The 20,096-nt window shown below is 72.8% G+C and carries 17 protein-coding genes; 1 reads left to right on the forward strand and 16 read right to left on the reverse strand.

The genetic code is table 11. The annotated features are described in order from the left end of the window. Positions 1-81 precede the first annotated feature (81 nt). From ndk to ileS, 13 genes are all read right to left on the reverse strand, one after another. On the reverse strand, positions 82-522 hold the full coding sequence (gene ndk / locus V5O49_RS07455) for a nucleoside-diphosphate kinase (RefSeq protein ID WP_332901656.1): 441 nt from the start codon (positions 520-522) through the stop codon (positions 82-84). Between the two features lie 52 nt (positions 523-574). Then, on the reverse strand, positions 575-1,021 hold the full coding sequence (locus V5O49_RS07460; RefSeq protein WP_278237043.1) for a DUF4233 domain-containing protein: 447 nt from the start codon (positions 1,019-1,021) through the stop codon (positions 575-577). Next, the gene (locus V5O49_RS07465) at positions 1,018-2,721 is read right to left on the reverse strand and encodes an MDR family MFS transporter (protein ID WP_332901657.1); all 1,704 of its coding nucleotides are present in this window, start codon (positions 2,719-2,721) and stop codon (positions 1,018-1,020) included. The genes V5O49_RS07460 and V5O49_RS07465 overlap by 4 nt, the downstream gene beginning before the upstream one ends. 52 nt (positions 2,722-2,773) lie before the next feature. Further along, positions 2,774-3,379: a TetR/AcrR family transcriptional regulator gene (locus V5O49_RS07470; protein ID WP_278237041.1), complete on the reverse strand. Its 606-nt coding sequence runs from the start codon at positions 3,377-3,379 to the stop codon at positions 2,774-2,776. A 58-nt stretch (positions 3,380-3,437) separates the two neighbouring features. Next, positions 3,438-4,199 (reverse strand): dihydroxyacetone kinase phosphoryl donor subunit DhaM, encoded by a 762-nt coding sequence (dhaM, locus tag V5O49_RS07475; protein WP_332901658.1) that lies wholly within the window; start codon positions 4,197-4,199, stop codon positions 3,438-3,440. Continuing rightward, positions 4,196-4,801, reverse strand: a complete 606-nt coding sequence (gene dhaL / locus V5O49_RS07480) for a dihydroxyacetone kinase subunit DhaL (protein ID WP_278237468.1) — start codon at positions 4,799-4,801, stop codon at positions 4,196-4,198. The genes dhaM and dhaL overlap by 4 nt, the downstream gene beginning before the upstream one ends. Before the next feature lie 32 nt (positions 4,802-4,833). After that, a complete protein-coding gene (dhaK, locus tag V5O49_RS07485) occupies positions 4,834-5,829 on the reverse strand; it encodes a dihydroxyacetone kinase subunit DhaK (protein WP_332901659.1) in 996 nt (331 codons plus the stop codon). 87 nt (positions 5,830-5,916) lie between these two features. Beyond that, positions 5,917-6,702 (reverse strand): iron ABC transporter ATP-binding protein, encoded by a 786-nt coding sequence (locus V5O49_RS07490; RefSeq protein ID WP_332901660.1) that lies wholly within the window; start codon positions 6,700-6,702, stop codon positions 5,917-5,919. Then, positions 6,699-7,745 carry an iron chelate uptake ABC transporter family permease subunit gene (locus tag V5O49_RS07495; protein WP_332901661.1) on the reverse strand — a complete coding sequence of 349 codons (1,047 nt, stop codon included), beginning with the start codon at positions 7,743-7,745 and terminating at the stop codon, positions 6,699-6,701. Before V5O49_RS07495 ends, V5O49_RS07490 begins: the two co-directional genes overlap by 4 nt. After that, positions 7,735-8,739 (reverse strand): ABC transporter permease, encoded by a 1,005-nt coding sequence (locus tag V5O49_RS07500; RefSeq protein WP_332901662.1) that lies wholly within the window; start codon positions 8,737-8,739, stop codon positions 7,735-7,737. The genes V5O49_RS07495 and V5O49_RS07500 overlap by 11 nt, the downstream gene beginning before the upstream one ends. Positions 8,740-8,743: 4 nt before the next feature. Continuing rightward, positions 8,744-9,724, reverse strand: coding sequence for a siderophore ABC transporter substrate-binding protein (locus V5O49_RS07505; RefSeq protein ID WP_332901663.1), 981 nt, complete (start codon positions 9,722-9,724; stop codon positions 8,744-8,746). A 168-nt stretch (positions 9,725-9,892) separates the two neighbouring features. Beyond that, positions 9,893-11,314, reverse strand: a complete 1,422-nt coding sequence (locus tag V5O49_RS07510) for a bifunctional folylpolyglutamate synthase/dihydrofolate synthase (RefSeq protein ID WP_332901664.1) — start codon at positions 11,312-11,314, stop codon at positions 9,893-9,895. Positions 11,315-11,525: 211 nt separating this feature from the next. Next, a complete protein-coding gene (gene ileS / locus V5O49_RS07515) occupies positions 11,526-14,849 on the reverse strand; it encodes an isoleucine--tRNA ligase (RefSeq protein WP_332901665.1) in 3,324 nt (1,107 codons plus the stop codon). Between the two features lie 351 nt (positions 14,850-15,200). Here ileS and V5O49_RS07520 point away from each other — a divergent pair, with 351 nt between their 5' ends. Further along, the gene (locus tag V5O49_RS07520; RefSeq protein ID WP_332901666.1) at positions 15,201-16,532 is read left to right on the forward strand and encodes an MFS transporter; all 1,332 of its coding nucleotides are present in this window, start codon (positions 15,201-15,203) and stop codon (positions 16,530-16,532) included. Positions 16,533-16,662: 130 nt separating this feature from the next. Here the strand turns inward: V5O49_RS07520 and V5O49_RS07525 are convergent, their stop codons facing one another. The 3 genes from V5O49_RS07525 to V5O49_RS07535 all read right to left on the reverse strand — a co-directional run bounded on the left by V5O49_RS07525 (position 16,663) and on the right by V5O49_RS07535 (position 20,041). Continuing rightward, complete coding sequence (locus tag V5O49_RS07525) at positions 16,663-17,448, reverse strand: SDR family oxidoreductase (RefSeq protein WP_332901667.1); 786 nt, start codon at positions 17,446-17,448, stop codon at positions 16,663-16,665. A gap of 19 nt (positions 17,449-17,467) precedes the next feature. Beyond that, positions 17,468-18,811 (reverse strand): aspartate aminotransferase family protein, encoded by a 1,344-nt coding sequence (locus V5O49_RS07530; RefSeq protein ID WP_332901668.1) that lies wholly within the window; start codon positions 18,809-18,811, stop codon positions 17,468-17,470. A gap of 81 nt (positions 18,812-18,892) precedes the next feature. After that, positions 18,893-20,041: an ABC transporter substrate-binding protein gene (locus V5O49_RS07535; protein WP_332901669.1), complete on the reverse strand. Its 1,149-nt coding sequence runs from the start codon at positions 20,039-20,041 to the stop codon at positions 18,893-18,895. Positions 20,042-20,096 lie beyond the last annotated feature (55 nt).

Below are 20,096 nucleotides of genomic sequence, written 5' to 3' on the forward strand. Positions count from 1 at the left end.
GCACGGCACCGCCGCGGGGAGGAGCTCGGTCGTCGTCCTCCCCGCGGCGGGACGGTCGCCCCCGGTCCGGGGGCAGGGTCGTCAGCGGCCGGGGAACCAGATCGCGATCTCGCGCTCGGCCGACTCCGGGGAGTCCGACCCGTGCACGAGGTTCTGCTGGACCTTCAGGCCCCAGTCGCGGGCCATGTCGCCGCGGATGGTGCCCGGGGCGGCGGCCGTCGGGTCGGTGGCGCCGGCGAGGGAGCGGAAACCGGCGATGACGCCCTGGCCCTCGGCGATCACCGCGAGGGTCGGCCCGGAGAGCATGAACTCCACCAGCGGGGCGTAGAAGGGCTTGCCCTCGTGCTCGGCGTAGTGCGTGGCGAGCTGGTCGGGGGTGGCGTGCTGGAGCTCGACGGCGGCGAGCGTGTAGCCCTTGGCCTCGACGCGCCGCAGGATCTCACCGGTCAGGCCGCGGCGGACGCCGTCGGGCTTGACGAGGATCAGGGTGCGCTCGATGGCAGGCGTGGTCGGTTCGGTCATGGCGCCACCCTATCGGCGCGCGCCGCCGGTCCGGCCCGGCGCGAGGCCGGGATCAGGCGTTGGGCGCCGTGTCCGGGTTCTCGGCGTCGTACGCGGCGCGCTCGGCGTCGATCCGGCCTCCGAGGCGCAGCGCCACGACCCACAGGATCACGAAGATCCCCGCCACGAGGAACATCATCGGCAGCAGCAGCCCGAGGGCCAGGACCGGTACCTGCACCACGGACCCCGCCAGGAAGCCGCCCGGCTTGCCCACGAGGCGCGAGAGCACGATCAGCACGACGAACAGCACGCCGGTGACGGTCCACATCGCCGGCATCGACTCGATGACCAGCGGCCCGCGCTCGTAGGGCGAGTCGCGCAGCCCGTACAGGGCGAGCGCGGCGAACACCACCACGAACGCCTCGAGCTGGAGCATGGTCGCGGCGAACTGCACCTTCGCCGGCTTGCGCGGTGCGATGCGGTCGCCCGGGCGGGGGCGGTCGTCCTTCGTACGGCTCACCGCTTCAGGGTATCCGTTGCCCGGACCCCGGCGGTTCCGTCGTCGTCGGCGTCGGTCCCGTCGCCGGTCGGCCCGTCGCCCGCCCCGGCGGACGGCGCGACGACGGCGGCCGGCGGCGCCGGCAGCTCGCTCTCGTCGGTCACGGCCTCGCCCCGGGCGACCATGCCGGCGACGTCGGAGAGCTTCAGCACGGGCAGGAACAGCGCCAGCACCAGCCCGAACGCCACGAGCGGCACCAGGTACCAGAACGACGGCGCCAGCGAGTCGGCGTAGGCGTCGACGACCCCGGAGCGCACGGGCTCGGGCAGCTGGTGCACGACCTCCGGCGTCAGGCCCGCCTCGGCCTCCGCCGCACCGCCGGGCGCCCCGGCGAACACCTCCGCGAGGTTGTCCGTCAGGCGCGAGGTGAACATCGTGGTGAACAACGCCGACCCGACCGCGGCGCCGATCTCCCGGAAGAAGTTGTTGGCGCTGGTCGCGGTGCCCAGCTCGTGGGGGTCGACGGCGTTCTGCACCGCGAGCACGACGACCTGCATGACCAGCCCCATGCCGGCACCGAGCGTGAAGATCATCGCGCCGAAGGTCCACATCGAGATGTCCCCGGTCAGGGTCGTCAGCCAGACCATGGACAGGCCCACCACGATCAGTCCGACGACCGGGAACGCCTTGTACCGGCCGGTCCGCGTGATCGCCAGCCCCGAGCCGATGGAGGTGATCATCATGCCGGCCATCATCGGCAGCATCAGCCAGCCGGACTCGGTGATCCCGGCACCGGTGGACATCTGCAGGAATGTCGGCAGCATGGCCATCGCCGAGAACATCCCCATGCCGAGGACCAGCCCGATGAGCGTGGAGAGCGTGAAGGTGCGGTTTGTGAACAGGCGCAGCGGCAGCAGCGGCTCGGCGGCACGGTTCTCGGCCACGACGAACACCGCGATCGCGGCCAGGGTGCCCACCACGAGCGCACCCAGGCGCCAGTCGGACCAGTCGTAGCCGCCGTCGGCCAGGGACTCCCAGCTGGTCACGAGCACGATGCCCGTGGTCGCCAGGGCCATCGAGACGATGCCGGGCCAGTCGACCGGCCGCGCCGAGCGGAACGATGGCAGCCGCAGCGCGAACCAGGCCACGGCGAAGGCCGCCAGACCGATCGGGATGTTGAGCCAGAAGGCCCAGCGCCAGCCCGGACCCTCGGTGAGCCAGCCGCCGAGGAGCGGTCCGAGCACGGCCGAGATCCCGAACAGCGCACCCAGCGGACCCATGTACTTGCCGCGCTCGGAGGCGGGCACGATGTCGGCGATGATCGACTGCGACAGGATCATCAGCCCGCCGCCGCCGAGACCCTGCACGGCACGCCAGAGCACCAGGGCCAGCATCCCGTCGGCCAGGGCCGCCCCGGCCGAGGACACGGTGAACAGCCCGATGGCGACGAGGAACGGCCACCGGCGTCCGTACAGGTCGCCGAACTTGCCGTACAGGGGCATGCCGATCGCGACGGCCAGGATGTAGGCGGTGATGACCCACCCCTGGTGGGCGACCCCGTCGAGCTCGCCGACGATCGTCGGCATCGCCGTGCCGACGATCGTCTGGTCCAGCGAGGCGAGGAACATCGAGGCCAGCAGGGCGCTGAAGATCAGCCAGACGGTGCGCTGCGTCAGGACGACGACCGGCTTCTCCGGCGCGGGTGCGGGGGCGTGAGCCATGGCGAGCCCTTCGGGGACGGGAGTGGGAGGGGGGTCAGAAAGGGCCGGGGGGTCAGGCCCGGGAGAGGGCGCGCAGCGCCGCGACGGCACCGGGCACGTGGTCGGTCAGCTCGCCCGTGCGGCCGGACCGCTCCCAGCGCTCGCCGGTCGCCCGGACGAGCAGGAACACGGTCATCGAGCAGAAGTCCGGGTCGGCCGGGCCAGAGGCATGCTCGGCCCGGCGGGCGAAGAGCGCCGCGATCTCGGTGCGGTGCTTCTCCAGCCACGTGACGTGACCGGCCAGCAGCCGGGGCTCGGACTCCATCAGGCCGAAGGCGCGCTCGGCCCGGTCGTGCCCGCCGGCCATCGCGGCGACCAGGGCTGTCACGAGCGCCTCGACGTCGTCGAGGAAGTCGCCGGTCGGTCCGCCGGCGACGAAGGTCGCCACGGCCGCGTCGTCGACGTCCAGACCGCGCTGGCCGAGCACGGCGTCGTCCTTGGAGTCGAAGTAGTTGAAGAAGGTCCGCGGGGAGATCCCCGCCGCCTCGGCGATCCCCTCGACGGTGACGGCGTCCAGGCCGCGGTCGAGCACGAGCCGCTGGGCGGCGTCGACGATGGCGTCGGCGCGCGCCTGCTTCTTGCGGGCGCGCAGCCCGGCGGGCGGGTCGGTCGGTGTCACCGTCACATTCTGCAGCCGGTGCAACTTTGCAGTCAATGCAATGTTGTCGTGACCGACCTCACGCCTCGCCGAAACCGCCCTCGATCAGCCCCGACACCAGCGCGACCGCGCCCTGTGCGCCGTCCCCGCGAGCCGTCACGGTCACGCGTTGCCCCGCTGTCGTCCCGAGGGACATCAGGGCGAGCACGCTCGTGGCGTCCGCCCCCTCGATCGTCACCGGCACCCCCAGGTCGGCCGCGGCCCGGGCCACCACCGCCGCCGGCCGCGCGTGCAGCCCGAGCGCGTTGCGGATCTCGACGGTCGCGCTGACCTCGTCCGCGGCGCCCGACGACGGCGCACCCGGCTCCGGCACCACCTCGCCCTGCGCCCACGTCCCCGCGATCGGCGGGCTGCCGGTCCCGGCGGCCTCCACCACCTGGTAGACCGGTTCCGGCCCGATCGACCGCGCGGCGTCCTCCGCGGCGGCCGTCACCCCGTCCAGGTCCGCCCCCTGCTGGGCGCTCACGGCCGCCGCGACGGCACCCTCGACGAAGGGTGCCGAGACCATCCGCACCCGCGGTGGCAGGTCCGGGTCCAGCTCCAGCACCGACTCCACCACGAGCACCGCGGACCCGAGGTCGGCCAGCACGACGACGGAGTCGGTCCGTGCCAGCGCCGCCTCGACCGCCTCCTGCACACGGTCGAGCGAGGTGCCCAGGCCGCCGTCCACGTCGCCCGCCGCACAGCGCACCACGACGTCCGGGGCCATCTGGGCAGTCAGCTCGGCAAGTCCGTCGGCCAGCCGCGGCGAGTGGGAGACGAGCACCAGGGCCACGCTCACCCGGCCACCTCCTCGGCGGCGGTCACCGCCGCTGCCAGCAGCATCGCCGTCGACCGGGCACCCGGGTCCTCGGTGCCGGCGCTGCGCTCGCCCAGGTAGGACGCGCGACCCTTGGTGGCCACCAGCGGGATCGTCGCGACCGCACCGGCCTCGGCGGCCTCGGCCGCGGCGCGGAGCACGTCCAAGACGTCCCCCGACCCCGCGGCCTGCTCGGCCGCCTCGACGGCCGGCTGCCACGCGTCGATCATCGTCTTCTCCCCCACGTGGGCGCGACCGCGGGCCACGATCCCCTCGGTCGCCGCCTCGGCGAGCGAGACCAGGCAGGCCGGGTCGACCGTGGCCCGGTCCACCACCTTCGACGCGCGCAGGAACGCCGTGCCGTACAACGGGCCCGAGGCCCCACCGACGGTGGACATCAGCGTCGTGGCGACCAGCTTCAGCACCTGCCCGACGGTCTCCGGCGAGCCCGCGTCGTCCAGCTTCGCGACGACGGCGGTGAAGCCGCGGTCCATGTTGCTGCCGTGGTCACCGTCGCCGATGCGGCGGTCCAGCTCGGTCAGCTCGTCACGACCCGCCTTCAGGTCGCTCGCCGCCTGACGCATCCATCGTTCGGCCCATCCGGCGTCCAGCGAGCTCACCACGTCAGGGCCGGGGTCCGGACCGGCGCGTCCCAGAGCTCGATCAGCTCGTCGTCGAGCACCGCCACGGTCACCGACACCCCCTGCATCTCCAGCGACGTCACATAGCTGCCCACCAGGGAGCGCTCCACCTGCGCCCCGTGGTCGACCAGCATCTGCCGGGCGATCCCGTACACGACGTAGAGCTCGCTCGCGGGCGTGCCACCCATGCCGTTGACGAACAGCAGCACGCGAGCGCCCTCGGCCAGCTCGATGTCGTCCAGGACCGAGTCGACCAGGCGCCGCGTGATGTCGCTCGCACCGCTCGCCGTCACCCGGTGACGACCGGGCTCGCCGTGGATGCCGATGCCGATCTCGACCTCGTCCTCGCCGAGGTCGAAGCTCGGCTTGCCGACGTGGGGCACCGTGCACGCGGTCAGGGCCACCCCCATGGAGCGCACCGCGGACGCCGCGCGCTCGGCCAGCGCGGTGACCTGCGCGAGCGAGTCGCCCCGGGCCGCCGCGGCACCGGCGACCTTCTCGACGAACAGCGTGCCGGCGACGCCGCGGCGTCCGGCCGTGTACAGCGAGTCCTCGACCGCGACGTCGTCGTTCACCAGCACGCTGGTGGTCTCGATGTCCTCGGCCTCGGCGAGCTCGGCGGCCGTCTCGAAGTTGAGCACGTCGCCGGTGTAGTTCTTGACGATCAGCAGGACGCCGGCGCCGCCGTCGGCGGCCTGCACGGCCGCCAGGACCTGGTCCGGTGTCGGCGAGGTGAACACCTCGCCCGGGACCGCGGCGTCCAGCATGCCGGCCCCGACGAACCCGGCGTGCAGCGGCTCGTGCCCGGAGCCACCGCCGCTGACGACGGCGACCTGGCCGGGCGGCGTCCCACCGGCCCGGACGACGTAGTTCGGATCGTGGTGCACCGAGACCTGGTCGGCGTGCGCCAGACCGAACCCCCGGAGCGAGTCAGTGACGGCCTGTGACGGGTCGTCGAGCAACTTCTTCATCGCACAACCTCCTCAGCGCGGGTGCCACGGTCCTATCCAACACCCGAGCGGGAGTCGTCGCAGCCCACGGGGACCGTACGGGACCGTTCACGTGTAGTACAACGCGACCGGTCGACCGTCGACCTCGTGCACGGCCACGTCCATGTCGAAGACCGCACCCAGGACGTCGGGCCGCATGATCTCGGCCGGGGTGCCGTGCGCCGCGACGCGACCGTCCTTCATGGCCACGACGCGGTCCGACCAGGCGGCGGCGAAGTTGATGTCGTGCAGCACCGTCACGACCGTCTTGCCGAGGTCGTCCGCCGCGCGACGGGCCAGCCGCATCATGGCGCGGGCGTGCACCATGTCGAGGTTGTTCAGCGGCTCGTCCAGCAGCACGTAGTCCGTGTCCTGGGCGAGGACCATCGCGACGAAGGCCCGCTGGCGCTGCCCGCCCGACATCTCGTCGAGGAACCTCCCCGCGAGCCCCGTGAGGTCCAGGTACTCCAGCGCGGCGTCGACGTGGCGCCGGTCCTCCGCGGTCGTGCGCCCCTTGCTGTGGGGATACCGGCCGAAGGTCACCAGCTCGCGCACCGTCAGGCGCACCGCCAGGTGGTTGTCCTGGCGCAGGATGCCCAGGCGCCGGGCCATCACGTCCCCCGGCGTGCGGGCGAGGTCGTCCCCGTCCACGACCACCCGGCCGGCGTCCACGGGCAGCAGGCGCGACACCATGCCGAGCAGCGTCGACTTGCCGGCCCCGTTGGGGCCGATGATCGAGACCACGCCGCCGGCCGGGAGCTCGAGGCTCACGTCGTCGACGACGACGGTCCGCCCGTAGCGCTTGGTCAGGCCCTCGACGGCGATGGCGCGCCGGACCTCGGTCGGTGCCGTCATCGCCGTCCCCCGGCGACGAGCAGGGCGATGAACACGATGCCTCCACAGAACTCGATGACGACGGACAGCACGGTCTCCATGCCGAGCAGGTGCTCGAGCACGGTCTGGCCCCCGACCAGGGTCACGACGGACAGCAGCGCCGCCACGGGCAGGGTCAGGGCGTGCCGCTGGGTGCCGAGCAGCGCGTAGGCCAGGTTGGCCACCAGCAGGCCGAAGAACGTGATCGGCCCGACCAGGGCCGTGGAGACCGAGACCAGGACGGCGACCACGACCAGCACCAGCAAGGACGTGCGGCGATGGTCCACGCCCAGGGACACGGCCGTGTCGCGCCCCAGGGCGACGACGTCGAGACGGCGGCGCAGGACCCACAGCACGCCGCAGCAGACCGCGACGACGGCGGCGCTGACACCCAGGAGTCGCTCGTCGACCCCGGTGAAGCTGGCGAAGAGCCGCGACTGCAGCACCTGGAACTCGCTCGGGTCCATCATCCGCTGCATCAGCGCGGTGGCCGAGCGCAGCAGCGTGCCGAGCACGACGCCGATGAGCAGCACGAGGTGCAGGGACCGGCGCGCACCGCCGAACAGGCCGAGGAAGAGGGCCAGGGAGGCACCCACCATGAGGGCGACCGCGAGACCGAACTGCTCGACCACCCCGACCGAGGCGAGGGCGTACGAGCCGAGCACGAACACCAGCGTGGTCTGCAGCAGCTGGTACAGGGAGTCGAAACCGAGGATCGACGGGGTCAGGATGCGGTTCGTCGTCAGGGTCTGGAAGACGACCGTCGACGCGGCGACCGCCACCCCGACGACGACCATGGCCGCCACCCGTCGACCGCGGAAGGGCAGGGTGAACTCCCAGCCCGCGCGCACGTCCACGGTCAGGTACAGCACGGTCACCGCCAGCGCGAGCACGCCGATCCCACCCAGCACGCCGAGGGCGCGACGGCGCAGGGCCTGCTCGGTCGGGTCGCTCGCGGCGACGGGGGTCCCGGCGTCGGACCGGGCGCCCGGCACCGCGTCGAGCGGGTGGGTGTCAACCGACATCGGGGGCCTTCCGCAGCAGCAGCCACAGGAAGACGGCCGCGCCGACCACGCCCATGACGACGCCGATCGGGATCTCGTAGGGGTAGCGGACGACGCGGCCGACGACGTCGCACACGAGCACGAGCGCCGCACCCCCGATGGCCACCCAGGGCAGGGAACGACGCAGGTTGTCGCCGCGCAGCAGGCTGACGACGTTCGGCACGACCAGCCCCAGGAACGGCAGCGCACCGACCACCACGACCACGACCGCGCTCGTGACCGCCACGACGCCCAGACCCAGGGCCATCACGCCGCGGTAGCCGAGGCCGAGGGCGGTGGCGGTGTCCCGCCCGAGCCCGACGACGGTGAACCGGTCGGCGAGGACGTAGACGACGACGGTCAGGGCCGCGACGACCCAGAGCATCTCGTACCGGCCGGCCGTCACGCCGGAGAAGTCTCCCGTCAGCCAGGCGGACAACGTCTGCATCAGGTCGTACCGGAACGCGATGTACGCCGCCACGGCGCCGATGACGCCGCCGAGCATGAGGCCGACCAGCGGCACGGTGACGACCGACCGGATCGGCACCGCCCGCAGCACGCACAGGAACAGCAGGGTCCCGGCCACCGCGAACACCGCCCCGACGCCGATCTTGCCGGGCAGCGCCAAGCCGGGCGCCCAGATCGTGACGATCAGCAGGCCCAGGGCGGCCGACTCCGAGGTGCCGACGGTGGACGGCTCGACGAACCGGTTGCGCACCAGCATCTGCATCACGACGCCGGCGACGGCGGTGCAGGCACCGGCGAGCAGGATCGCGACGGTGCGCGGCAGCCGCGACACCGTCAGGAGCTGGCGGGCGTGCCCGTCGTCCGCCCACAGCGTGGCCGGCGAGACGTCGCTGACGCCGATGAACACCGAGGCGACGGCCCCGAGGGCCAGCCCGAGCAGCGCCAGGGGGACGCCGAGGACGGCGCCGCGGTGCGACGCCGTCCCGGCGGGTGCGGTCGTGACGCTCACGAGATCAGGAGGCGTCCTGCAGCGCGGCGGTGACCTCGTCGGCCATCCCCGTCAGGGTGGGCACGCCGCCGTTGACGATGTACCAGGCGACCGGGTCCAGGTAGACGACCTGGTCCTCGGACCACGCGGTCGTCTCGTGCACCACGGCGTTGTCGAGCACCTGCTCGGCGTTGTCGGTGCCCTCGCCGATCGCGGCGTCCCGGTCCAGGACGAAGAGCCAGTCGGGGTCCGCCTCGAGGACGAACTCGAAGGAGACCGCCTCGCCGTGCGTCTCCGCCTCGACGTCCTCGACCGCCGGCGTGACACCGAGCGCGTCGTGCAGGTACCCGAAGCGGGACCCCGGTCCGTACGCGGTGACCTCGCCGCCGGAGGTCAGGACGATCAGGCCCGTCCCGGCGTCGGCGGCGACCTCCTGCGCGGCGGCGACGGACTCGTCGAGGTCGGCGACCAGCTCGTCGACGCCCTCCTCGGCACCGACCGCCTGGCCGAGCAGCTCGGTGTTGGCGACCACGGACTCGTGGAAGGTCGACCAGTCGTTGGACAGGTCGATGGTCGGGGCGATCTCCGACAGGTCCGGGTACGCGGTGGAGGAACGGCCCGCGACGATGATGAGGTCGGGCTGCTCGGCGGCGACCGTCTCGTAGTCGGGCTCGAAGATCGTGCCGATGTCGGTGACGTCGTCCCCGGCGTACTCGGAGAACACGTCGGGCAGGTTCGACTTGGCGACGCCGGCGACGTCGACGTCCAGCGCGTCGAGGACCGCCAGCGCCGCGTAGTCGAAGGTGAAGATCTTCTCCGGGACGCCGTCGAGCTCGGTGGTGCCCTGCGCGTGCTCGATGGTGAGGGTCGTGGCCCCGGCAGCGGTGTCCGCCTCGGCCGCGCCGGCCTCGGTCTCGTCGGTGTCGGCGCAGGCCGACAGGGACAGCGCCAGGACGGCGGCGGGCGCCGCGACGACGGCCGCGCGACGCAGGGAGCGAATGCTCACGGTGGAACTCCTCGGGTGAGGGACGTGTGGGGACGGCGTGACGACGCCGGTCACAACATAGGTGAGCCTCACCTAAATAGTCCACCTTTACGCAACACGAGTGTTGCGTAATCTACGTCACAGCGCGCGGCGCGGGCGCCGCCGCGGCGGCGGCCCGGTCGGCCCCGGTCAGCCGCGCCCGAGAAGGATCCGGGTGTCCGCCACCGTGACGACGGAGCCCGTGACGACGACACCGGTGCCGTGCCCGACGCCGACCGTGTCCGCCGCCTCGAGCAGGTCCGTCGCCACCTGCAGCGCCTCGTCGAGGCGCTCGGTGACCTGGACCCGGTGGTCGCCGAAGATCTCGCGGGCGATCTCCGCCACCGCGAAGGGGTCCGCCGAGCGCTCCGAGGAGTTCCGCGTCAGCACCACCTGGGACAGCCCCGGCTCCAGCGCGGTGAGAAGTCCCTCGGCGTCCTTGTCGGCCATCATGCCGACCACGCCGACCACGGTGCGCAGCGTGAACGCCTCGTCCAGCGCCGCCACCAGCGACTCCGCGCCGTGCGGGTTGTGCGCCACGTCGACCAGGACCGTCGGGCTGGAGCGGACGAGCTCCAGCCGGCCGGGGACGGCGACGTCGGCGAAGGCCGTCTCGACCGCTCCCCCGTCCAGGGCGCGGCCGCCCAGGGCCTGCTCCGCCGCCGCGAGCGCCAGCAGGGCGTTGTGGGCCTGGTGCTCACCGTGCAGCGGGACGAAGATCTCGGTGTAGGTGGCCAGCGGGGTGCGCAGGCTGACCATCTGGCCGCCCACCGCGACCTGGCGCGCCACGACCTCCAGGTCGACGTCCTCGCGCAGCAGCCGGGCGCCGACCTCGAGGGCCCGCTCGACCAGGACCTCGTCGACCTCGGGGCGCTGGACGGCCGAGAACGCCGTCGCGCCGGGCTTGATGATGCCGGCCTTGATCGCCGCGATCTCGGCCGGCGTGGAGCCGAGCCACTTCTCGTGGTCGACGCTGATCGGCGTGATCACGGCGACGTCGGCGTCGACGGTGTTGGTGGTGTCCCAGGTGCCGCCCATCCCGACCTCGAGCACGGCGATGTCGACCGGGGCGTCGGCGAACGCCGCGAAGGCCAGACCCGTCAGCACCTCGAAGAAGTTCAGGCGCGACTGCCCGGCCTCGACCAGCTCGGCGTCGACGACCTGGATGTAGGGGTGGACGTCGTTCCAGATCTCGACGAAGCGCACCGGGCTGAGCGGTTCGCCGTCGACCTGGATGCGCTCGGTGACGCTGCTCAGGTGCGGCGAGGTGAACAGTCCGGAGCGCAGCCCGTGCTCGCGCACGAGCCGTTCGGCCATCCGGGCGGTCGACGACTTGCCGTTCGTGCCGGTCAGATGGATCGCCCGGAAGGTGTGCTGCGGGTCCCCGAGGAGCTCGAGCAGCCGCGCGACCCGGTCGAGGGTCGGCGAGATGTCGTGCTCCGGCGCCCGGGACACGATGTGGGCGTAGATGCGCTCCAGGTCCTCGCGCGCGGCGGCGTCCTCCGCCGCGGCGCGCGCTGCCTTGCGCTCGTCGGCCTTCTGCTTCTTGGTCTTGCCTTGCTCGTCGCTCACGCACCGAGATTACGCGACCCCGCGCCCCCCGAGGTAGGCAAGGGTCCGGCCAGGTAGGCAACTTCCCCACCAGGTAGGCACAGGGTCGGCGAGGTAGGCAACTTCCCCACCAGGTAGGCAACCTCCGGGCGAGGTCGGCGGTCCCACCGTGCTACCTCGCAGAGTTCTTGCCTACCTCGCCGGAGCGTTGCCTACCTCGCCGGATGGTTGCCTACTTCGCGCGGGCGACCTCGACCGAACGCTCGCCGCCGTCGACGGCGGCCACGGTCATCGATGTCGCCAGGGTCTCGCGCATCACCAGGTCGCGGTGCGCCTCGACGGCGGCCACGTGCTCGGCCGGCACCCCGAGCGACAGGTCGATGCGGTCGCTCACCTCGAGCCCGGCGGCCTTGCGGGCGTCCTGGACGTCGCGGACGACGTCGCGGGCGTACCCCTCGGCGCGCAGCGCGTCGTCGAGGGCCAGGTCGAGGACGACGAACCCGCCGCCGGGCAGCACGGAGGCGGCCACGTCGGCGCCGGCCTCGGAGCCGACGACGGTGGTCAGCTCGTACTCGGCCGGCAGCAGCGGCACCTCGCCGTCGTCGGTGGTCACCACGACCTCGCCGTCGACCTGGTGCCAGGCGCCGGTCTTGGCCGCCTTGATGACCGCCTGCACGCCCCGCCCGAGCCGAGGACCGGCGGCCCGCGCGTTGACCGCGAGCCGCTCGGTGATCCCGAACCGCTCGGAGGCCGCGGCGTCCGCCACGACCAGGTCGACGGCCTTGACGTTGAGCTCGCCGGTCAGGAGACCGGTGTAGTCGGCCAGCGCCTCCGGGTCCGGCACGGCCACGGTGAGCCGGGCCAGCGGCTGTCGGACGCGGAGCTGGTTCGCCTTGCGCAGCGCGAGCGTGGACGAGACCACGGCGCGCACCTCGTCCATGGCGGCCACGAGCGCGTCGTCGGCGACGAGTGCGGGATGCGTGTCCGCCGTCGGCCAGTCGGCCAGGTGCACCGAGCGCTCCCCGGTCAGCCCGCGCCAGATCTCCTCGGTCACCAGCGGGGCGAGCGGTGCCATGACGCGGCACAGCACCTCGAGAGCCGTGTACAGGGTGTCGAACGCGTCCGCGTCCTCCGCCCAGAACCGGTCCCGCTGGGTGCGCACGTACCAGTTGGTGAGCACGTCGAGGTGCTCACGCACGGTCTCGCAGGCACCCGCGACGTCGAACGCGTCGAGCTGGTCGGTCACGCGGCCCACGAGGTCGTGGGTGCGGGCCAGCAGGTAGCGGTCCAGGGCGGGCAGGCCGGGCACCCGGTCGGACGTCACGGGCTTCGCGAGGTATCCCGCCGCGGAGCTCTCGGAACCGCTCGCGCTGTTCGCGTACAGGGTGAAGAAGTAGTACGTGCTCCACAGCGGCAGCAGCACCTGACGCACGGCGTCGCGGATGCCGTCCTCGGTGACCACGAGGTTGCCGCCACGCAGGATCGGCGAGGCCATGAGGAACCAGCGCATCGCGTCGGAGCCGTCGCGGTCGAAGACCTCGTTGACGTCCGGGTAGTTGCGCAGCGACTTGCTCATCTTGCGACCGTCCGAGCCGAGCACGATGCCGTGCGAGACGGCGGAGCGGAACGCGGGCCGGTCGAACAGGGCGGTGGCCAGGATGTGCAGCGTGTAGAACCAGCCGCGGGTCTGGCCGATGTACTCGACGATGAAGTCGCCCGGGTAGTGGTCCTCGAACCACTCCCGGTTCTCGAAGGGGTGGTGCACCTGGGCGTAGGGCATCGAGCCGGAGTCGAACCAGACGTCGAGCACGTCCTCGACGCGCCGCATCGTCGACCTGCCCGTCGGGTCGTCGGGGTTCGGCCGGGTCAGGTCGTCGACGAACGGGCGGTGCAGGTCCGGCTCGCCCGCCGCGTTGCGCGGCAGCGTGCCGAAGTCGCGCTCGAGGTCGGCGAAGGAGCCGTAGACGTCGACGCGCGGGTAGGCGGGGTCGTCGGACTTCCACACCGGCACCGGGGAGCCCCAGAACCGGTTGCGGGTGATCGACCAGTCGCGGGCGTTCTCCAGCCACTTGCCGAACTGGCCGTGCTGGATGTGGTCCGGCGTCCAGGCGATCTGCTCGTTGAGCTCGAGCATCCGCTCCTTGATCTTCGTGACCTCGACGAACCAGGAGGACACGCCCATGTACATCAGCGGCTGCCGGCAGCGCCAGCAGTGCGGGTAGGCGTGGTCGTAGGACTCGCGGCGCAGCAGCACCGTCCCGGCACTGACGGACCCGGCGTCGACCTCGCCGCGGGTGCGGGCCCTGAGGTGGTCGATGATCGGGGCGTTGGCGTCGAACACCTGCAGGCCCGCGTACTCGGTGACGGGGGCGGTGAACGTGCCGTCGGCCTTGACAGGCATGACGCTCGCCACGCCCTCGCGGTCGCAGACGACCTTGTCGTCCTCGCCGAACGCGCCCGCGGAGTGGACCAGCCCGGTGCCGTCCGTCGTGGTGACGAAGTCCGCCTCGACGACGCGGTGCGCCCGCTCGCGCCCGGCGTAGTAGGAGAACGGCGGGGCGTAGGTGGTCTCGAGCAGGTCGCGGCCCGTCAGTCGACCCACGACGCGCGGCTCCTCCGCACCGTCGTCGGTCAGCTCGCGGGCGTAGGCGCCCACCAGCGCCTCGGCGAGCACGAACCGCTGCGGCGTCCCGGTCGGCGAGGCCTCGACGACGACGTAGTCGATGTCCGCGCCGACCATCACCAGCAGGTTCGACGGCAGCGTCCACGGCGTGGTGGTCCACACGAGCAGCTTGTCGCCGGCGCGCACGACGTCGGTGCCGCCGTCGGGCACGGACGTCACGTCCAGCCCCACGGTCACCGCCGGGTCCTGGCGGTTCTGGTAGACGTCGTCGTCCATGCGCAGCTCGTGGTTGGACAGCGGCGTCTGGTCGTTCCAGCAGTACGGCAGGACGCGGAAGTCCTCGTACACCAGACCCTTGCGGTACAGCTCGGAGAACGCCCAGATCACCGACTCCATGTAGTCGGGGTTGAACGTCTTGTAGTCGTGGTCGAAGTCGACCCAGCGCGCCTGGCGGGTGACGTACTCGCGCCACTCGGCGGTGTACTTCAGCACCGACGAGCGGCAGGCGTCGTTGAACGTCTCGATGCCGAGGTCGAGGATCTCGTCCTTGGTCTTGATGCCGAGCTGGCTCATCGCCTCGAGCTCGGCGGGCAGGCCGTGGGTGTCCCACCCGAAGCGGCGCTCGACGTGCTTGCCGCGCATCGTCTGGTACCGCGGCACGACGTCCTTGACGTAGCCGGTGAGCAGGTGGCCGTAGTGGGGCAGACCGTTGGCGAACGGCGGGCCGTCGTAGAAGACGAACTCGTTCTCGCCGTTCTCGCCGGCCGGGTTCTTGGCGACCGAGGCCCGGAAGGTGTCGTCGGCCTCCCAGTGGGCCAGCACCTCGCGCTCGATCTGCGGCAGCTGCGGGGACGCGGGGACGCCGGCGATGCCGAACGCCTCGCCGGGCGTGGACGCGGACGCGTCGGGGGTGCGGTGCAGCGGGTAGGCCATGGGCGGGCTCTCCTGAACGAGCGGGCGGTACGGGTCGTCGTCGTGCGTCGCTGCGAGGACGACGTCGGCTCCCCCGGCGTCCAGGTCGGACGACGGCGGTGCCGGGCCGCGGTACCACCCCGCTTGCGGACCGTGCTCACCCGAGACCGGTCCACCGCTCGTTCCAGGCTGTGACGGGCCCACCCGTCCGGTTCTACTGGGGCCGACGAGTCGGCCCGTTCTTCCGGAGGCTCGCCGGTGATGGCCGGGTCGACGCCTGTGCGGACCATGGTAGCCCGGGCGGCGGCGGGACCGCACCGACATTCGAGGCGTACCCTGCGGGGTATCCCTGCCTGCACGTCCTGGAGGAGCATGTCCGCCGCACCGGCCCCCACCCGTCCCGTCGCCGCGGTGCAGCGGCGCACCCTGCGCGTCCTGGTGCTGGCCCAGGTGCTGTCCGGTGCCGGGCTCGCGGCGGGCATCACCGTCGGTGCTCTGCTGGTGACCGACCTGCTCGGGTCCGCGCGGTTCGCGGGCCTGCCCGCGGCGCTGTTCACCGGCGGGTCGGCCCTGGCCGCACTGGCCGTCGGGCGGCTGTCGCAGCGCCACGGGCGTCGCGCCGGGCTCGCGGCCGGGTACGTCGCCGGCGCCGTGGGCGCCTTCGTCGTCGTGGTCGCGGCGGCCGCGGAGAACGTCTGGGTCCTGATGGGCGCGTTCGCCCTGTACGGCGCCGGGACGGCCACCAACCTGCAGGCCCGCTACGCCGGGGCAGACCTCGCCGCGCCGGACCGCCGTGCCCGCGCCCTGAGCACCGTGCTCGTCGCCACCACGCTGGGTGCCGTCGCCGGCCCGAACCTCGTGGGCGTCATGGGGGACGTCGCCACCGGCTGGGGCCTGCCGGCGCTCACCGGCCCGTTCATCCTCGGCGGGGCGGCCTACGCGGCGGCCGGGATCGTGCTCTGGGTCGCGCTGCGGCCCGACCCGCTGCTGCTGGCCCGCCAGCGGGACGAGGCCGCGGTCGAGAGCGCGACGGTGCCCGCGGCGGAGAAGGCCGTGGACGCGACCGCGGACCACGCGGACGACGACGGCGGAACCCCCGCCTCGACGGCCCCGGACGTCGTCGAGGCGGACGGCGGGGATCCCGGGGCGGTGCGCCGCGCGGTGCTGGTCGCCGGGACGGTCATGGTCCTCACCCAGGCCGTCATGGTCGCGATCATGACGATGACCCCGGTCCACATGGCCGACCACGGCCACGCGGTGGCCACGGCGGGGTTCGTCATCGCCGTGCACGTCGGGATGATGTACCTGCCCTCGCCGCTCTCGGGCTGGCTGACCGACCGGTTCGGACCGCTGCGGGTGGCGGTCGCCGCCGCGGTGACGCTGCTGGCCTCGGGGCTCGTCACGGGTCTCGTGCCGTCGTCGTCGGTGATCGGGCTCGCCGTCGGCCTGGGGCTGCTGGGGCTGGGCTGGAGCCTCGGGCTGGTCTCCGGGACCGCGATGCTCACGTCGTCGCTGCCCCTGGCGACCCGGGCCCGCACCCAGGGCGCCGTCGACCTGGCCCTCGCGCTGGCGGGAGCGGCCGGCGGGCTCGGGTCCGGGTTCGTCGTGGCGTCCAGCAGCTTCGCGACGCTCTCGCTCGGCGGCGGGCTGCTGGCCCTGGCCGTCCTGCCCGTGGTGGCGGTGACCGCCCGGTCCCGCACCTGAGCTCGGTCCCCTCCCTTGCCCGCGAGATACCGGTCCGTCGCCGAGATACCGGCCGGTCGACGTTCCAGGACGCGACGCAGCGGTACCTCGGCGACCGACCGGTATCTCGGCGGAGACGGGTGCTGCCCGGTCAGACCCCCGTGCGCGCGATCTTCTGGTTGTGCGCCTGGGCGCGCGGCCGGATGACCATCAGGTCGGTGTTGACGTGCGCGGGCCGCGTCAGGGCCCAGGCGACCGCGTCGGCGATGTCTTCGGCCACCAGGGGCTGGTACCCCTCGTAGACGGCCGCCGCCCGCTCGGCGTCGCCGTCGAACCGCACCAGGGAGAACTCCTCGGTCGCGACGTTGCCGGGCGCGATCTCCATGACGCGGATCGGCTCGCCGGCGATCTCCCAGCGCAGCGTCGTGGTCAGCATCCGCTCGGCGTGCTTGACGCCGGTGTACCCGGCGCCGCCCTCGTAGGCGCCGTGCGCGGCGGTGGAGGTCACGACCACGACGTCCGCGCCGCCGGCGGGACCCTGCGCCCCCGCGGACGCGCGCAGCAGCGGCAGCACCGCCTGCGTGACGCGCAGCGTGCCGAGCACGTTCAGCTCGTACATCTGCCGCCAGCCGTCCAGGTCGCCGTCCTCGACACGGTCGAGGCCGAGCGCGCCGCCGGCGTTGTTCACCACGGCGTCCAGCCCGCCGGTCGCCTCCAGGTGCGTGGCCAGCGCGGCCACGGCGTCGGCGTCGGTCACGTCCAGCGGGTAGGCCTCGGCCCCGGTCTCGGCGGCCAGGTCCTCCAGGCGGTCCGCGCGCCGGGCGGACGCGACGACCTGCCAGCCCTCGGCGCGCAGGCGACGGACGACGGCGGCGCCGATGCCGGAGGACGCCCCGGTGACCAGGGCGCGGCGGGCGGGCGTGGGGGTGGTGCTCATCGGTGGTGCTCCTCGGGTCTCAGGCGGACGGTCGGTCGGCGGCGACGTCGCGCAGGACGCCGGCGAGGATCGCCAGGCCCTCGCGCGCCTCGTCGTCGGTGACGACGCACGGCGGCACGACGTGGACGCGGTTCTCGGCCACGAAGGGCAGCAAACCACGCTCGAGGCAGAGTGTCTTGATCCGGGCCATGTCGGCGGCCGGCAGCGGCTCGCGCGTGGCCGGGTCCGCGACGAGCTCGACCGCCCAGAACACCCCGGTGCCGCGCACCTCCCCGACGAGCGGGTTCTCGGCCGCGAGCGCCGCCAGGCCGGGGCCGAGCACCTCGCGTCCGACCCGGGCCGCGTTCTCGACCACCCCCTCGGCCTCCATGGCGTCCAGGGCGGCCACGATCGCGGCCATCGCCAGCGGGTGGCCCGAGTAGGTCAGCCCGCCCGGGAAGACCCGCTCGTCGAAGGTCGCGGCGATCGTGTCGCTGACGAGGACGCCGCCGGCGGGCACGTACCCGGAGTTGACCCCCTTGGCGAAGGTGACCAGGTCGGGCACGACGCCGTGGTCGTCGAAGGCGAACCAGGCCCCGGTGCGGCCGAACCCGGCCATCACCTCGTCGAGGATCAGCACGAGCCCGTACCGGTCGCAGATCTCGCGGACCCCGGCGAGGTAGCCGGGCGGCGGCACGAGCACGCCCGCCGTGCCGGGGATCGTCTCGAGCAGGATCGCGGCGACCGACGCGGGCCCCTCGCACTGCACCACCCGTTCGAGGTGGTGCAGGGCGCGCTCGCACTCCTCGGCCTCCGACGTCGCCCAGAACTCCGAGCGGTAGGCGTAGGGCCCGAAGGCGTGCACGTGGCCGCGGGCGTACTCGTTGGGCACGCGCCGCCAGTCCCCCGTGGCGACGACGGCGGCCCCGGTGTTGCCGTGGTACGAGCGGTAGGTGGAGACCACCTTGTCGCGGCCGGTGTGCAGGCGGGCCATGCGCACGGCGTTCTCGTTGGCGTCGGCGCCGCCGTTGGTGAAGAAGACCTTGGCGAAGCCCTCCGGGGCGCGGGCCAGGATGCGCTCGGCGGCCCGGCCGCGGGCCAGGTTCGCGGTGGCGGGCGAGATCGTGGTCAGGGTGCGGGCCTGCTCGGCGATGGCGGCGACGACCGCCGGGTGCTGGTGGCCGATGTTGGTGTTGACGAGCTGGCTGGAGAAGTCCAGCCAGGTGGTCCCGGCGTGGTCCCAGACCCGGCAGCCGGCCCCGCCGGCGACGACGAAGGACGGCAGGTGCGCCTGGGCGGACCAGGAGTGCAGCACGTGCCGGTGGTCGGCCTCGACGACGGCGGCGTCGAGCGCCGCGCCGGTCAGCGGTTCGGTGGCGGTCATGGGACGTCCTTCCGGGACACGGTGGGCAGGGCCGGGCGTGGCGCCGCCGGGGACTGCGGCGCCACGCCCGGAGGGCAGGTGTTACGCGCCGCCCTCGGTGAGGGTGACCTCGATCGGGGCGAAGTCCTCGCCCATGACGTCGACGCCCTCCTCGGTGAGCTCGGCCAGGGCCTCCTCGACGTACTCGTTGGAGTAGGCCGTCTCCGGCGGCTCGGTGGTGATGATCGTCGACCCGGTCTCGTTCTGGGTGTTCATCGCGATGTCGACGGTCTGGTCCCACTGGTCGGCGTTGATGGTGCCGACGCCCGAGGTGGACGGCCAGATGAGCTTGTTGGTCTCGTTGGTCTGCCAGAGCTGGTGGCTCGTGCCGAGCGTGGACCCGGCGGCGGTGACGATGTCGGCCGCCGCCTCGGCGTCGTCGCGGGCGTACGCCCAGCCCTTGAGGGACGCCTTGATGAAGTCGACGGTGGTCTCGGCGTAGGCCTCGTCGTCGGCCAGGCGGGTGGCGTCGGCCCAGATGGCGTCCTGCAGCATCGCCGTGCCGACCTCGTTCCAGTCGATGACCGTCAGGTCCTCGGGCTGGTAGAGCTCACCGGTGTCGGGGTTCACGGTCTCCAGCACCTGAGCGTACTCGTTGTACGTCATCGCCTGGGCGGCGTCGATGTCACCGGCCAGGAAGCCGTTCATGTCGAAGGCCTGCTGGACGAGGGTGATGTCCTCGCTGGTGTCCAGGCCGGCCTGCTGCATCCCGGCGAAGAGCTCCCACTCGTTGCCGTAGCCCCACGAGCCGACGTTCTTGCCGGCCAGGTCCTCGGGGCCCTCGATGCCGGAGTCGGCCATGGCGACCTGCAAGGTGCCGGAGCGCTCGAACACCTGGGCGACGTTGGTCACCTCGGTGCCCTGCTCGATCGACCCGAGCACCTTCGGCACCCAGGAGATGGCGTAGTCGGCCTCTCCGGCGGCGAGCACGTCGATGGGGACGGTGTCGGTCCCGGCCTCCTGGATCGTGACGTCCAGCCCCTCCTCCTCGTAGAAGCCCTGGTCGACGGCGGCGTAGTAGCCGGCGAACTGGGCCTGGGCGACCCACTGGAGCTGGAGCGTGACCGGGGTCAGCTCCTCGCCGTCGGCGGACTCGGTGGGTTCGGTCTCGCCGCCGCAGGCGGACAGTACGAGCGCTGTGCTCGCGACGACGGCCCCCGTGGTGACGACGGTGCGTGCTGTGTGCTTCATCGTGCGTTTCCTCTCGAGTGCTGGGACGTGCTGGACGGTGCTGCTCGGTACTACG

The sequence above is a fragment of the Isoptericola haloaureus genome (genome assembly GCF_036689775.1).
GTDB classification, from domain to species: Bacteria; Actinomycetota; Actinomycetes; order Actinomycetales; family Cellulomonadaceae; genus Isoptericola; species Isoptericola haloaureus.

Bases quoted from the DNA above. Each gene is read 5' to 3' on its own strand.
- ileS (WP_332901665.1), bottom strand. From the start codon at position 14,849: ATGGCCTACCCGCTGCACCGCACCCCCGACGCGTCCGCGTCCACGCCC.
- dhaL (WP_278237468.1), bottom strand. From the start codon at position 4,801: ATGCGTCAGGCGGCGAGCGACCTGAAGGCGGGTCGTGACGAGCTGACC.
- V5O49_RS07465 (WP_332901657.1), bottom strand. From the start codon at position 2,721: ATGGCTCACGCCCCCGCACCCGCGCCGGAGAAGCCGGTCGTCGTCCTG.
- ndk (WP_332901656.1), bottom strand. From the start codon at position 522: ATGACCGAACCGACCACGCCTGCCATCGAGCGCACCCTGATCCTCGTC.
- V5O49_RS07530 (WP_332901668.1), bottom strand. From the start codon at position 18,811: ATGACCGCCACCGAACCGCTGACCGGCGCGGCGCTCGACGCCGCCGTC.
- V5O49_RS07535 (WP_332901669.1), bottom strand. From the start codon at position 20,041: ATGAAGCACACAGCACGCACCGTCGTCACCACGGGGGCCGTCGTCGCG.
- V5O49_RS07520 (WP_332901666.1), top strand. From the start codon at position 15,201: ATGTCCGCCGCACCGGCCCCCACCCGTCCCGTCGCCGCGGTGCAGCGG.
- V5O49_RS07490 (WP_332901660.1), bottom strand. From the start codon at position 6,702: ATGACGGCACCGACCGAGGTCCGGCGCGCCATCGCCGTCGAGGGCCTG.
- dhaK (WP_332901659.1), bottom strand. From the start codon at position 5,829: ATGAAGAAGTTGCTCGACGACCCGTCACAGGCCGTCACTGACTCGCTC.
- V5O49_RS07525 (WP_332901667.1), bottom strand. From the start codon at position 17,448: ATGAGCACCACCCCCACGCCCGCCCGCCGCGCCCTGGTCACCGGGGCG.
- V5O49_RS07495 (WP_332901661.1), bottom strand. From the start codon at position 7,745: ATGTCGGTTGACACCCACCCGCTCGACGCGGTGCCGGGCGCCCGGTCC.